This window comes from Fibrobacter sp. (genome assembly GCF_017551775.1).
Classification (GTDB): domain Bacteria; phylum Fibrobacterota; class Fibrobacteria; order Fibrobacterales; family Fibrobacteraceae; genus Fibrobacter.
The window spans coordinates 1-14,432 of record NZ_JAFZKX010000099.1 but is presented as its reverse complement, the minus strand read 5'-3'; the positions used below and the strand labels follow the sequence as shown (position 1 = coordinate 14,432).

Annotated in this window: 10 protein-coding genes; 8 read left to right on the top strand and 2 right to left on the bottom strand. The window is 53.7% G+C overall.

Features of this window, described 5'->3' with window-relative positions; genetic code table 11:
- Positions 1-12: 12 nt before the first annotated feature.
- Both IK012_RS11740 and IK012_RS11735 read left to right on the top strand, forming a co-directional pair.
- Positions 13-1,497, top strand: a complete 1,485-nt coding sequence (locus tag IK012_RS11740) for a glycosyl hydrolase family 8 (protein WP_290954788.1) — start codon at positions 13-15, stop codon at positions 1,495-1,497.
- Between the two features lie 90 nt (positions 1,498-1,587).
- On the top strand, positions 1,588-2,787 hold the full coding sequence (locus tag IK012_RS11735; protein ID WP_290954785.1) for a hypothetical protein: 1,200 nt from the start codon (positions 1,588-1,590) through the stop codon (positions 2,785-2,787).
- Positions 2,788-2,843: 56 nt separating this feature from the next.
- Here IK012_RS11735 and IK012_RS11730 read toward each other — a convergent pair whose 3' ends face one another.
- Together IK012_RS11730 and IK012_RS11725 are read right to left on the bottom strand one after the other, a co-directional pair.
- Positions 2,844-5,555, bottom strand: a complete 2,712-nt coding sequence (locus IK012_RS11730; protein ID WP_290954782.1) for a TIGR02171 family protein — start codon at positions 5,553-5,555, stop codon at positions 2,844-2,846.
- 11 nt (positions 5,556-5,566) lie between these two features.
- Positions 5,567-6,322 (bottom strand): TrmH family RNA methyltransferase, encoded by a 756-nt coding sequence (locus IK012_RS11725; RefSeq protein WP_290954779.1) that lies wholly within the window; start codon positions 6,320-6,322, stop codon positions 5,567-5,569.
- A 118-nt stretch (positions 6,323-6,440) separates the two neighbouring features.
- On the opposite strand from IK012_RS11725, the gene IK012_RS11720 reads away from it, so the two are divergent.
- The 6 genes from IK012_RS11720 to IK012_RS11695 form a co-directional block, all read left to right on the top strand.
- The gene (locus IK012_RS11720; RefSeq protein WP_290954777.1) at positions 6,441-7,493 is read left to right on the top strand and encodes a hypothetical protein; all 1,053 of its coding nucleotides are present in this window, start codon (positions 6,441-6,443) and stop codon (positions 7,491-7,493) included.
- 86 nt (positions 7,494-7,579) lie between these two features.
- Complete coding sequence (gene surE / locus IK012_RS11715; protein ID WP_290954774.1) at positions 7,580-8,371, top strand: 5'/3'-nucleotidase SurE; 792 nt, start codon at positions 7,580-7,582, stop codon at positions 8,369-8,371.
- On the top strand, positions 8,371-11,040 hold the full coding sequence (gyrA, locus tag IK012_RS11710; protein WP_290954771.1) for a DNA gyrase subunit A: 2,670 nt from the start codon (positions 8,371-8,373) through the stop codon (positions 11,038-11,040). The genes surE and gyrA overlap by 1 nt, the downstream gene beginning before the upstream one ends.
- A 160-nt stretch (positions 11,041-11,200) precedes the next feature.
- Positions 11,201-12,316 carry a glycoside hydrolase family 11 protein gene (locus IK012_RS11705; protein ID WP_290954768.1) on the top strand — a complete coding sequence of 372 codons (1,116 nt, stop codon included), beginning with the start codon at positions 11,201-11,203 and terminating at the stop codon, positions 12,314-12,316.
- A gap of 122 nt (positions 12,317-12,438) precedes the next feature.
- Complete coding sequence (locus IK012_RS11700; protein WP_290954765.1) at positions 12,439-13,527, top strand: glycoside hydrolase family 11 protein; 1,089 nt, start codon at positions 12,439-12,441, stop codon at positions 13,525-13,527.
- Between the two features lie 158 nt (positions 13,528-13,685).
- A partial coding sequence (locus tag IK012_RS11695) for a glycoside hydrolase family 11 protein (RefSeq protein WP_290954763.1) occupies positions 13,686-14,432 on the top strand: 747 nt, incomplete at its 3' end.

Sequence of the window (14,432 nt, the reverse complement as noted above, 5' to 3'; positions counted from 1 at the left end):
AAGGAGATGTGTATGAAATGTTTGGTTAAAATGGGGCTTGCAGGCCTCTTTGCTTTTGGCCTTGCTCAGGCCGCAGTAAATTTTCCGTTCCCGCAGATGTCCGACTACGGTGGAAATGCGACGCTGTTGAGCGACAAGGCCGCTGCTTCGGAGCAACTGAAAAGCCAGTTCCAGGCTTGGATGAAGGACATGTACAACGAGCAGGGCGATGTGGCCGGTGTCCGTTCTAATCCGGGTTCCAATGAATACTTCTCGGAAGGTGTGGGCTATGGCATGCTCCTGATGGTCTATTTCAGTGACAACACCACGAGTTACCAGAGCCAGTTCGACAAGATCTGGAACTTCTATAAGTCGATGATGAACGAGAACGGCCTGATGGTATGGAAGGTCGGAAATCTTACGACGAAGTATGACCAGGGAGCTGCGCTTGATGGCGATATCGATGCCGCCGCAGCGCTGATTATGGCCTACTACCAGTTCGGTGACGAAAAGTACAAGGAAGACGCGAAAAAGCTTATTCAAGCAATGAAAAAGTCCGAGTTCGAAAGCAACGGCTTGCATTTGCCAGGCGACAAGTGGGGCGATGCTGGTTATAACCGTAAGAACCCAGGCTATTTTGACCCCGCGTATATGCCGTTGTTTGCTTTGGTCGATACCGAGAATGCCGAGTTCTGGAATACTACCGCTTACGATGCGAACATGAAACTGTACGAAGCGAGTTCTGCCGAAGTCAGCACGGGCCTTATTGATGACTGGACCGACAAGAACGGCAAGAGTGAAGATGACTACTACAACTATGATGCTTCCCGTGCCCCGTGGCGCAATGCGAAGGCCGTATGCTGGCATGGCGACCAGCGCGCTCTCGCTATCGACAAGAAGATGGCCGAATTTGTTTCTAAGGTCAGTGCGTCGAACATGAAGGGCCCCGTTCGCAGGGCTTCCGGTGACCTCGGCAATGACCACAACAGCACGTTTGTCACGTCGCTTATGACTGCGCTCATCTCCGATGCCAAGTACCAGAGCAAGCTTGACGAGTACTGGAAAGAGGCGGTGGCGCTTGGCAACGAGAACTACTTCAACCAGTCGCTCAAACTTTTGAATGGCCTCCTGGTTTCGGGCAACATGCCGAACTTCGCCAATCCTCCCGCCCCGCAGAGCTCCAGTTCTGTGCCGGTCAGCAGTTCTTCTGCAGTGCCTCCGCAGTCTTCCGGCGGCATTGTCGGTCCTGGAAGTTCCAGTTCGACATTCGCCATCGCTCCGGCCCAGCGCAAAATTGCATCTGCAATCCATTTGCAGGGGCGCACTCTCGAAATTGCCGGTTCCGAAATTGCCCGCATTGACTTGTTCTCCGTGTCCGGTGCTACCATCGGTACCCTGTGGGAAGGCAAGGCCAGCGGTTCCGTGAAGGTTTCTCTCGAGGGAATCCCGAGCGGGCTCTATGTCGTGAAGGCGAAAGTTTCGGGCGAAACTATTGTGCGTAAGATTAACGTGCGGTAGAAATTCTGCTTATTGCTTATACAAAAAAAAGTCTATGTGGGCTAGCCGCATGGACTTTTTTTATATTGTTATCAACAAATGAGGATTTTTATGAAGAATTTGCTTAAACCGTTGTTTGGCCTGTTTTTGGTCGCTTCTGCGTCTGCCGTGTTTGCCCAGCAGGGTGCACCCACGGGTGCAGCTGTTGACCCGACTGCCGACGAGCAGAAGGCGCTTTCGGCCCTCAAGGGAAAACTCGAAGGTGCGATTGTCTGGGCGACGAGCCGTGCAAATTCCCATCACGATATTTGGATCATGAACGCCGACGGAACAAATCAGCGTGCGCTCACGAGCGGCGACAATGTGGACTGGTTCCCGCGTATTTCTCCGGATGGCTCCACGGTGCTGTTTAACCGCAGCAAGGGCGGCTGGGTTCCCGAGAACGATGCAAACTATCCTGAAAAGTGGGACCTGTGGATGGTCGACATTTCGGGCGAGAATGCACGCAAGGTGGTGGACAACGCCACGTGGGGCACCTGGAGGCCCGACGGCAAGTCCATCGTGTTCAGCCGTGCGGGCAAGGTGTTTACGATGGATCTCGCAAGCAAGACCGAGAAGATGATTCTCGATGGCGAGAAGGCCTTCAACAAGTCCGGCGTGATTTTGCAGGAACCGAACATGAGCCCCGACGGCAAGCATGTCGCGATTACGCTTCGCGGTTCCATGCGCGAAACGGGCGTGTGGGATTTGGAAAAGTCCCAGTGGACCAAGTCCGGCGATGGTTGCCAGATTGACTGGAATTTCGACGGCAGCAAGATTTACCGCGTGAATCCGACGGGTAACGGCGGCACTGCTGCCCCGAGTGAAATCCTCTGGTTCTCCGCTAAAGACGGCAAGCAAATCGAGAAGGTTGGCTTCTTCGGCATCCCGAAAAACGTGAAGCTCATGGACCTGCCCGGACGCCGCAGTCATGAATACTTCCCGCGCCTCTCGCCCGATGGCAAGTGGCTCGTGTGGGGCGCAACCGACAAGGGTCACGACCACGATATCTTCGACTACGAACTTTACATCTGGAAGATTGGCGAACCGGTGGAAAGCGCGGCCCGCATTACGTACCATACGGGCAACGACCGCTGGCCCGATATCTGGTTCGGCAAGCTCCCCGTGAAGGAAGCTCCCGCGAAGGCTGTTGAAACCGCAGCTCAGGCTGCTACCGCCGCTGTCGCAGGTGGCGTGAGCGAAGCCAAGATGGACGAACTCATCCAGGCCATTGACCGCCTGACCGAAGCAGTGAAGGCGCTCTCCAAGTAACCGCTTTTGAGTAATGATTCAGAAGAAACGCGCAGGGAAAACCTGTGCGTTTTTGTTTATTCTTCTTCTTTTTTCCCGTGCTTCCACAAGATGGCGTCGATGCGGGCGGTAATCTTGTACCCGCCGTACACGTTCAGGTGGTCGTAGTCGTAGGCGAGCCTGTCGGGGTAGTCGTGATCGCCCATCTTGTTCTCGTCCATGAATATGAAGTTCGGGTAGGTGGACTGAAGATTGGCTATCCTTTCAAGAACCTTGGTCGCAGTGCTGCGCCTCATGCCGTGCCTGCCGAAGGCTCCGGTCTTTGCAAATTCGGGACTTTGCGGGTAGACCACGCCTAGGACCTTGATGTCCCTTTCCTTGGCCATGTCGAGGAGCTCTTTGAACTGCTGGAGGGCCGTTTCGTATATATTGTTGTCACTCCAGACGGAATCACCCACGACGACATTGGGATTATGCCCGTTGAAAGTCCAGGAATTCTCTTCGGAAACTTTTACGGCGCCCTTTGTTCTCAGGTATCCCATTAGGTAGTCCTGTTCCGAGAGCCGCAGGTTGCTCGCTTCTATTATGTACGACGCGTTTTCTTTTTTCCAGAAATTGTGGTTTATGTCGTATATGAATCCCGGTATCGAAAGGATGTTCCTCTTGACGTTGATTCCGGGTTCTTCGGACCACAAGTCCAGATCGAGGGAAACCACGAGGTATTCGAGTTTCTTGCAGTGGGGGAATACGTAGTTCTCGGCCAGGTAGAGTATGACGTCCATGTCGTTTGGAATCGTGGCCATGTTGAACGAGACTCCGTAGGTCAAGGCGATGGGCGTGAATCCGAGGCTTACTCGAGAAGATCCGAGGGCGACGATTTCTACGGAATCCGTTATAGCCCAGAAGGCACTCATTTTGGAGGCGAGCAGTTCGTCGTCGTTGCCGAGCCAGTAAGCGGAGGCACTGTCCTGGTCGAGCGGGGAATCGGTCTTGCTGGCTTCGCCAATCCAGATATCGGGGTGCCAGAGTTCGTCTCCCTTGACGATTTCCAGGATGGAGGAATCGGTAATATCCACCAGGGCGATTTTTTTGTGCGAGCCTTCCTGGTCGGTAAGCATTGTGGCAATCAGGTTCCCGGTAACCCATTCGGTATGGTCGAATGTGTAACCCTTGGGGGCGGGGATGGCTTGGATGAGTTTCCCGGTGCTGTCCGCGATGAGAATCTGTTCGTGGACATCGTAATCCTTGCCGACGAATTTGCGTCCCGTTTTTCCTCCGAAGTCGAGGAAGAGGGTGCGCTTGCTTCCGTCTTTGGCCAGGCTGACGTTGCACGCTTGCTCGGAGTTGTACCAGATGGTATCCTTGGAATCGGATGTCCTTGCGCGCAGGAGCGTGGAGCCCGTTACCGCGAATTTCAGGTCGTCGGCGACACCGCCATGGTATGCTCCGTCAAAGAGTTTTTTGGGTTCGCCGAATTTTCCATCGGAAAACGGAACCATCCATGTGGACTTGCTCATGAACGAAGGTTCGTACTTGTTGTTGGCGGCCGATGTCACGTAGATGATGACGGTGTCCTTGGAGTCAAGAACTTTCCAGCGGGGGATGGAGGCGTTTTCGACATCGAGCTTTACCAGGTTGGAGCCCTTGATGTTTAAATCGCGGACGTATACCTGCGATTGTCCGTTGACGCCCTCGGGACTGGTGCAGAAGGCGACTCGTTTGCCATCGGGAGAAATGCTCGGGTGGAACGTATTTATGGTATCTATGACGGCGAGGGGCGAAATGTCTCCGCTGGAGAAATCTACGAAGGCGAGACTTCCGCTAATGTCGTGGCGGAATGCAATCTTTGTCTTGAATGTCCCGGTCTTTTTGCGTATGGTGGCTGCGCTGATGGTAAGGTTGGTGGGAAGGTCCGCTGCGGTTAGCTCGCTCTGGAAATATTCGGCTTCGCTTATCTGGCCATATGCGAGTCTAAAGCCCAGATAATCGCTGGTCGTGGACGAAGTGACTGTATAGACGTCGCGGCGGCTGTCTATGCTCTTTTCAGCGGTGCGGTAGTTCCCGCCCTTGATGACTCGTTCACCGAGCGCGTTTGGGGTGCCTGCGCCGATATAGTTGGTGATGGTGGTATCCTTGATGGTGTTGAGCCAGTCGTTGACCCATTCCGTCACGTTGCCTTCCATGTCGCAGATGCTGATTTTATTCTGCCCGTTGCTGCAGACGGGATGGGGTGTGGACTTGGCATTGCCCGCATGCCAACTGTGGTTCGTGTTCCAGCCCTGTTTTGCCACGAAAACCCATTCGGCTTCGGTGGGAAGGCGGTATGCATTGGCGTTGGGCTGGAAGGAGAGTCCCTCTATCTTGGTGCAGTTGTATTCGTCGCACGTGACGGACGTGTAGGAATAGGCTGTATCCAGGCCATGGTCCTTGCTTTTTTCGTTCGCGAACAGAATGGCGTCTATGTAGGTGACGTTGGTGACGGGCAGGGAATCGTTGTCGCAGGATTTGGTCTTACGGTAGACCGAGTATTCCTTGCATGTGACTTCATGTTTTTCTATGTAGAAGTCGTAAGTAAAATTCACGATTAGCGAGAGTTCCTTGTCGGAATCGTTCTCCTGCTTTGTGTCCTTTATTTTTACGCTCTTGCCGGTGGCGCTGACCTTGTTGAATTCGACGGGGAAGTTTCCCGTGATGGACTGGTTTTCCGCAAAGGCGTAAAGTTCGCTGTTGGAACAGCCGATGAATAGTGAAAAACACAATGATGTGAATAGGAGTAGGCGGATATTCATTGGTGTTTTCGTTACGGGGTGTAGTCGCTGCGGATCTTGAAAGCCATGATGGCGAATGCACCTGCGACATTCATGCTTGCCTTGCGTCCGGCCATGGGGATGGTCACTTTCATGGTCGCTTCCGCCATGAGTTCGGGTGCGATTCCCAATTCCTCGTTCCCGAGGATGATAAGCCCTTTCTTGGGCCAGGAAACTTCATTGATGGCGGGAATGTCTTCGCCTGTTTCAAGTGCGATAATCTCGTAGCCGTTTTCCTTGTGCCATTTGACGCAGTCGAACGGGCTTTCCCACCGCTTGATGGGAATCCATTCCTGGCAGCCGCGGGCGGCGCTCTTGACTGTAACGTGGTCGGGCCCCGTGCTGTATCCGCTCAGGTGGACCCCTTCGAGTCCGAAACAGTCTGTACTCCTGATGATGGAACCGACGTTGAAGGCGCTTCGCAGGTTGTGAACGAGCACGGCAAACGGAATCGGCTTCTCGTTGGCGATTTCGCGGTCACCGGGTTCCTGTTCCAGGTACACGTCGCGTTCGAACCCGAGGCCTGCGCGTGTACGGAAAGTCTTGTACAGGTCTATCATTTGGGCCTGGTTTTTGCCCGTAAGGCGTTCCTCTTCGGGGAGCTTCATCCATCCGGCGTAGGTCTCGAATTCACGCCTTGCGCGGGGCACGTCGTCGCCCAGTTGCAAAATGATGACACGCAGGAGCTCGGCCATGCGCTTGGCCTTGGATTTCTCCTTCATCGCGAGAAATTTCGGTTCGGTGTACATTGTACGACAAATATACAAATATGGTTTTCTTTTTTCAAAAATGCTATATTATAAAAACATGACCTTTTAAGAAGGAACCCGGATGTCGTTCAGATGGATCTTACCTTTTGCCTTGCTTATGCTTGTTGCGTGCGGGCCCGATACCACGTCGGGGACGTCTACAGGCGATGAGGGGGATCCTGGTTCTGTGCTGGATCCGGATACGAGCCACAAGCAGATTGCCCCTAGGGATCTTTCTGAAAAGGATTTCTCGTTGCAGATGGATCGTGATTCGATAAAGGCGCTGTTGGGGAGTGACCGGTTTAAGCTCGTGTTCCGCAACAACGATGAGGAATACCTCATTCTGCTGGATTACACGGGCGATTCCGTGAAGATGATGAAATTGGCGGACGATTTCAATGCGTATCATCCGACGTTTTCACCCGATGGCAAGAAAATCGCTTTTTGCACTGCCTACGAAGGCGCACCGTTCGGTTCCGGCCTTTACGTTATAAACCTGGAACATCCCGAAGACATAGACACCTTGAAGGTCGATAACGCGGCGATTCCCAGATGGTTTGTGATGCCCGATGGCGATACCGTTATCACCTATATCGACTTTAACGGAGACGACCAGAAACTGGAATGGTTTTCGTCGGCAACATGGCGGGTTTCGTACAAGGGAAATAAGTTCGGTACTCCGCAAAAGTTGTTTGGACGCAGCTATAATGGGGGATTTGCTTACGATTTCAGCTTTGCGGCTACCGGAGCGTCGCGCCTGTATTTTCATTGGGCCAAAGACGAAGACGATGTCGTCGATGAACGCTACAACGAGCAGCAGGTTTGCAATGTGTCCGTTTCCAAGGATACTTCGAAGCTCGTCTCCTTCCTGGAAACGGCCGGACAAATGGGCAGGGAATTCACCCAGGATACATCGGGTATCTGGCATCGGTACGTCTTTTACGAAGATGAAACCGGAAAGATTGTGAAGGCCATCATATCGCCCGAAATGACGGTTTTCGACCATGTGGAATGGTTGTCCGGTATTCCGGTGCAGGTGGGTATTTTGTCGTCCATGGACCTGGCTTACTACGACGTTATTCTTATAGATTATCCCCAGTCCGAAGTGCACTATTTGGTTCGTTCGGACAGCGTTTCCCTGTGGCATCCCGATTTGTGGATTGGCCGGTAAACGGATTGCGGAATTTGGCTGTTTTAGGGCAAAAATTACTTTCATTTTACTTAAAATTTTAAGGGTTTTTCTATATTTCTGTGCACATGCAAAACGCACGGAAACCGCGTATCCTCATTACGAATGACGATGGGGTAAAAAGCGAAAAAATGCACGCCCTCGCAGGCGCTCTCTCCCAATTGGGGGAGGTTTTCGTGTTTGCTCCCGAAGTGGAACAGAGCGGGGTTTCGCATGCCTTTACGGTCCGTCGCGCGCTGCGCGTCCAGGAAGTACCTTCCGAGGGCTACAAGGCGTTCACTCTGGATGGAACCCCCGCCGATTGCACAAAGTTTGCCCTAGGGCATTATGCAGCCTATGGATTGGGAGATACCTCGGGGCTTGGTTCGGGTCCTTTCGACGTGTGTTTTTCGGGCATAAACGCGGGGGAAAATTCCGGCGTCTCGTCGCTTTACTCGGGCACGGTCGCGGGAGCCCGCGAAGCCGCCCTCTGGGGCGTCCCGGGAATCGCGCTTTCTCTGCGCGGTTCGGGCGAAGGCATGCTCCAGGTCGCAATCGATTTTGCCGCGAAGGTAGTCGAAAGGCGCTTGTTCGAAAAGATTCCTGCCGGCGTGTTCTGGAATGTGAATTTCCCGAAATCTGCCGGAGAATCGTTCAAGGGATTTCGCGCGACCCGTATGGCGCTCGGGATGTTTACCGACCATTATGCGCACGATGGCGAAATGTGGCAGCTCGACGGCGACAAGCTGTGGAACGAGCAGCCCGCCGACAGTGACGATTACCTGCTCGATAAGGGCTATGCGACCATTACGCCGCACCGTATCGACCAGACGGACGAAGAAAGTTTTAAAGAAATAAATGCATTACTAGAGGAAAAATAATGTCAGAAGAATTGGTACCAGGATCGCAGTTCAAGAGCCTGATCGAACAGGACATGCAGGATAGCTACCTCCGCTATTCCATGAGCGTGATTGTCGCCCGTGCACTCCCTGATGCGCGCGACGGTTTCAAGCCGGTGCATCGTCGCGTGATGTTCAGTATGCACAAGTTGGGCGTGGTTCCCAACAAGTCTACCGTGAAGAGCGCCCGTATCGTGGGCGACGTGATTGGTAAGTACCACCCGCATGGCGACTCCGCCGTTTACGAGACCCTCGTCCGCATGGCGCAGGACTTCTCGCTGCGTTACCCGCTGGTGTTCGGCCAGGGCAACTTCGGCAATATCGACGGTGACGGTGCCGCCGCAATGCGTTACACCGAAGCGAAGATGAACAATGTGGGCGCCCTGATGCTCGAGGACCTCGAGAAGGATACCGTCAACATGGGCCCGAACTTCGACGAGACCCTCGACGAACCGCTGGTGCTGCCTTCCGCGCTCCCGAACATGCTGGTGAACGGTACTACGGGTATCGCCGTGGGTATGGCGACCTCGATGGCTCCGCACAACCTTCGCGAAATTGCCGCCGCCATCCATGCGGTTGCCGAAAATCCCGAGCTTCCGGACGAAGAACTCTTGCAGTATGTGAAGGGCCCTGACTTCCCGACGGGCGCCATCATCTGCGGGCGTGCGGGCATCCGCGATGCTTACCTCACGGGCCACGGCCGCGTCCGCGTGCGCGCCCGTACCGACATCGAAGTCGACTCCAAGGGCAAGCCGCGCATCATCGTGACCGAAATTCCGTACATGGTGAACAAGTCTGAACTCTGCAAGAAGATTGCGGAACTCGTGCGCGAAAAGCGCGTGGACGGCATCACCGATATCCGCGATGAATCGGCCAAGGATATCCGCATCGTGATTGAACTTCGCCGCGACGCCGTGGGTGAAGTTGTCCTGAATAATTTGTTCAAGTACACGCAGTTACAGACGACGTTCAGCATCTACAACCTGGCGCTCGTGAACAACCTGCCTAAGCTCTTGACCCTCAAGGACTTGGTGCAGATTTACATCGACCACCGTATGGACGTGGTGACTCGCGCTACGCAGTTCGACTTGAAGAAGGCGAAGGCTCGCCTCCACATTATCGAAGGCCTGCGCATCGCGACCCAGAACATCGACGAAGTCGTGCAGATTATCAAGTCGAGCAAGACGACCGAAATCGCGAAGCAGAACTTGCAGGATCGCTTCAGCCTCGACGAAATCCAGTCGCAGGCGATTGTCGACATGCGACTCTCCCAGCTCACGGGCCTCAACCTCGAAAAGTTGGAAGCCGAGTACAACGAGCTCATCGTGACTGTCGCCGACTTGGAAGATATCCTCGCGAAGCGCGAACGCCGCATTGCGATTATCCTCAAGCGCCTCGACGAAATCGTCGACAAGTTCGGCGACGATCGCCGCACCACCATCGGTGAATCCGTCGATGACAGCGATTACGAAGACCTGATTGCCGAAGAGGAACAGGTGATTACCTTGAGCAAGGAAGGCTACATCAAGCGCCTCCCGATTGACACCTTCAAGACCCAGAGCCGTGGCGGCAAGGGCATTATCGGTGCTGGCCTCAAGGAAGAAGACGACGTGGACCAGATTTTCACGGCAAGCACGCACAGCTACCTGCTCGTGTTTACCAACAAGGGTCGCGCCTACTGGACGAAGGTTTATCGCCTGCCCGAAGGCACGCGCAACGGCAAGGGCCGCCCGATTGTGAACTTCGTGGGCCTTACCGAAGGCGAAAAGGTTCAGGCTATCGTACCCGTGCGCAAGTTCGGCGGCTACTTCTGCCTCGTGTTTGCGACCAAGAAGGGCATCATCAACAAGATGGACCTCACGCTGTTCAGCCGCCCGCGCAAGGCCGGCGTGAACGCCATTACCCTCGACGAGGGCGATGAACTTGTGAAGGTGCAGCTCGTGGGCATGACCGAAGAAGAATACAAGGCCTCCCTGAACGCCGGTGAAGGCGACGACAATGCGCCCGAAACCGATGCTGCCGATGCGCCGGAAGTCGAAGGCGATGATGCCGACGATGTCGAAGGACGCCCGATTGCGAAGGACCTGCTTATGCTCGCCACCCGCAATGGCCAGGCGGTCACGTTCCCGATTACCTGCTTCCGCCCGATGGGCCGCGGCACGCACGGCGTTCGCGGTATCAAGCTTGCCGAAGGCGACGAGGTCATTTCGCTCCTGTGGCTCAAGGAAGGCAACAAGGTGCTTACCATTACCGAGAAGGGTTACGGCAAGCGCAGTGAACCTTCGACCTACCGCGTTACCAAGCGTGGCAGCAAGGGCGTGAAGAACCTGAACGTTACCGACAAGATCGGCCCGGCCGTGTTTGTCGACAGCGTTGCCGACGATTACGACCTGATCATCACGAGCAAGGAAGGCCAGGTCATCCGCATCAAGGCCGATTCCATCCGCCTTACGGGCCGCAATGCCCAGGGCGTGAAGGCGATTAGCCTGCGTGACGGCGACATGGTGCAGGATGCCACCGCGCTCCCGAGCGTCGAGGATATCGAGCACGATAGCGCCGAGGCGAAGGAAACCTTCGACCATGTACAGGGTGTCGAGGTTGACGATGACTCCGTCGAAAAATCCGCACCGGAAACACCTGTCGAAGAATAGCCTGCGTATTATATAGCGTGCAAAAAAGGCGTTTTCCACTCCGGAAACGCCTTTTTTTTGTTTTTTTGTCCTGAAAATGATTGCAGGGAAAGTAAAAAAAGTTGAAATTGTCGAAAATAAAATATATATATGTAAAAAAACTTACAAATCGGAGGGAAAAATGAATGTAAGGATTTTGGGGGCTTCGGCTCTTTGCGTGGCTTTCGCTGCTTCTGGTGCTTTTGCACAGGACTTCTGCAATGCGAGCCATGGTGGCTCGAAAAAGACGGTGTCTTTCAGTGTCGGTGCAGGCTCGGACAAGGGCGAAACCGGCAATATCGGTGATTACCACTATGAACAGTGGACCAAGAGCGGCAGCGCTACTACGGATTTCTATACCGACGGCTCTTTCTCGTGCTCGTTCACCAACACGGACGACTTCCTGTGCCGTGAGGGCCTTTTCTACGGGCAGAACAGCGGCAAGGATCCGCTCGGGGTGGGCAACCTCGTTGCCGATTATAGCATGAAGACCTTTAGCAACGACAAGTCCATTTCGTATGCCTATGCCGGTATTTACGGATGGATGCAGAACCCGCTGATTGAATGGTACATCGTGGACAACTGGGGGCCGGCCTCCAGACCGAACTGGCTTGGAACGTCGAAGGGCAAGATTACTGTTGACGGTGCCGAATACGAAGTCTTTACGGCGAGTGCGAACAGGGCTACCATCGAAGGTTACAAGGCTTTCGACCAGATTTACAGCTTGAGAAGTACGGCCCGTAAATGTGGTACCATCAGCATTACGGAACATTTCAAGGCCTGGAAGGAAAAGGGTATTGCCCTTGGTTCCTCCCTGTACGAAGCCAAGATTCTGGGTGAAGCCGGCCAGTACCCCGAACAGCAGGGTGCCTCTGGCAAGATCGATTTTAACTACGCCAAGGTGTACGTCCAGAACGACCCGCCCAAGAGCTCTAGCTCTGCTGCGGTTTCTTCCAGCGCGGTTGCCCCGTCTTCTAGCTCTGTCGCTCCGGCCTCCAGTGCGGTTGCGCCTCCGTCTTCCAGCGCGATCAAGCCTGCTGAATCCTCCAGCTCGACCATCGCTCTGCCAATGGTTGCCCGCATGGCCACGCAGGACCGCAACATGATGGTCTTCGATATGCTTGGCAATTCGCTAGGTCAGGTGTTTGTTCCGGCAGGGACGAGCGTCAATAGCGCCCTTCTCGCCAAGTATGGCAAGGCTGGCGTCTATATGGTGAAGTACGGCGGAAAGGTCCAGATACTCACTGTAACGAAGTAATTTTTGCGGAAAACGCAGTTTTGTGACGTTGTTTTAAAGAACAACGTCATTTTCTTTTGCGCCTCCACTTAGGGAACATGATGTTGTATATTATGTATGTAAAAAATAATAACTGGTGAAATATGAAAGATAAAATGATGAAATTGGGCCTTGCCTTCGCGTTAGGGCTAGCTGCCTCTGTCCATGCTTCCGATGGGTGCTCTATCCGAGATACGCTCCTTCGGGGGGAAGCACACCTTGTGACTGGCAACCAGACGGGGGCCATCTCTGGAACCTCGATGGGATACCAACTGTGGCTTGCCGAGGGCAGTGTCCCTAACAACTCCCTGACCTACTATGATAATGGCTTTTTCAAGGCCGAGTGGCAAAATACCCAGGACTACTGGGCTAGGGTTGGGCTGACCTACGAGGCGACCAAAGGAATGCCCCACAATTACAAGAAATTGTCCTTGGAATACAATTATACAAAGACCGTGGAGTCCGGATCTGTCTTTATCGGAGTCAATGGCTGGACGGTGGATCCGGCAGGCGAGTTCTTTATTATAGATGACTGGATTGCCCAGATTGATGAAGCCTACGTTGGGCGGAAATTTGGTGAATATGAGGTCGACGGCTCGAAATACGCCGTTTACGCCCTCATGACCGATGAAGGGGAGTCCTGGAGGGGATACACCCACCGCGTGCGCTTCACTAGCGTCCGTGAGACTCCGCGGGAGTGCGGTTATATGGATATTACGGCCCATTTTAACAAGTTTGACGAACTCTTTACGGGCCAAACCGACACCATTCCGAATGCTCGCGGGATCCGTAAGAACTCCGTGCTTAAATTCGGCAATTTGACCGACTTGATGGCCACGGTCGAGGTCTTTGACAACGGCAAGGGCTCTATCGACTATGCCTATATGCGCTTTGGCGATTTGTATGCGGACGAATCCTCCAGTTCTGCGGCTCCGGAATCGAGTTCTGTCGCCGAGTCTTCTAGCTCTGTGGCGGAGTCCTCCAGCTCGACGCACGCCTTGCCTGCGACCGCTCACATTAGCATGTCCGATCGCAATTTGCTGGTTTTCGACGTGCAGGGCCGCGTGCTCGGTAAGGTGTTCGTACCTGCGGGTTCGACCATCGGCAGTGCCATCCTCGCGAGGTTCGGTGTCGCCGGCGTCTACATGGTGAAGGTTGACGGAAAATTAGGCATGCTTTCCGTGAGCAAATAGAATCCATCTTATTGATTTTATGAAAAGTTTACAAAAAACGCCCTTTTTGGGGCGTTTTTGACGTTGATGTTTACAACAACGCTTTGTTGTATTATATAAGACAGCCGAATATTTTTTAAATATAGATTTGGTAATACGGGATATTATAAGGAGTTATTATGAAAACAAGATATTTGGCTGTTATGGGCCTAACCGTTATGATGGGTTTTGCAACGTCTGCCTTTGCGGCTGACGCTTGTAACGATAACATGGGTCACTCTGGAAATGGTCGCCAAGTTTCTGGCAACCAGGTCGGATCCATTAGCGGAACCCCTTGGGGTTACGAACAGTGGTACCAGGGTGGCAATGCTTCCATGACCTACTATGACAATGGAACGTTCAAGGCAAACTGGAGCGGTTCCAGCGACTACTTGACCCGTGTGGGTTACCAGTACAATGGTAACGGCATTAGCCACACGACCAAGAAATTCGCGGTCGATTACAAGTACACCAAGACTGGCAACGCCCAGTACGGTTACATCGGTGTTTACGGCTGGACCAAGAACCCCGAAACCGAATACTACATCGTGGACGACTGGTACAGCAAGCCGAGCGAACAGTACGTGGGTGAAAAGTTTGGCGAAATCACCGTTGACGGTGCCAAGTACACCATTCACGCCTTCCTCCGCCAGCAGGAACCCTCCAAGTCGGGTACCTCCACGTTCGTGCAGTTCTTCAGCATCCGCGAGACTCCGCGTCAGTGCGGCCACATCGACATTTCCGCTCACTTCAAGAAGTGGGATGAACTCTTCACCGGTCAGAACAAGCAGCTCCGCGGTTCGAAGGGTGGTGCTTCTGCTTCGCTCAAGTTCGGTAACGTGACCGAAGTTATGCTCATGACCGAAGCCGGTGGTAACGCTACGGGT

Coding starts and splice junctions, on each gene's coding strand:
- IK012_RS11740 (WP_290954788.1), top strand. CDS start 13: ATGAAATGTTTGGTTAAAATGGGGCTTGCAGGCCTCTTTGCTTTTGGC.
- IK012_RS11735 (WP_290954785.1), top strand. CDS start 1,588: ATGAAGAATTTGCTTAAACCGTTGTTTGGCCTGTTTTTGGTCGCTTCT.
- IK012_RS11730 (WP_290954782.1), bottom strand. CDS start 5,555: ATGAATATCCGCCTACTCCTATTCACATCATTGTGTTTTTCACTATTC.
- IK012_RS11725 (WP_290954779.1), bottom strand. CDS start 6,322: ATGTACACCGAACCGAAATTTCTCGCGATGAAGGAGAAATCCAAGGCC.
- IK012_RS11720 (WP_290954777.1), top strand. CDS start 6,441: ATGCTTGTTGCGTGCGGGCCCGATACCACGTCGGGGACGTCTACAGGC.
- surE (WP_290954774.1), top strand. CDS start 7,580: ATGCAAAACGCACGGAAACCGCGTATCCTCATTACGAATGACGATGGG.
- gyrA (WP_290954771.1), top strand. CDS start 8,371: ATGTCAGAAGAATTGGTACCAGGATCGCAGTTCAAGAGCCTGATCGAA.
- IK012_RS11705 (WP_290954768.1), top strand. CDS start 11,201: ATGAATGTAAGGATTTTGGGGGCTTCGGCTCTTTGCGTGGCTTTCGCT.
- IK012_RS11700 (WP_290954765.1), top strand. CDS start 12,439: ATGAAAGATAAAATGATGAAATTGGGCCTTGCCTTCGCGTTAGGGCTA.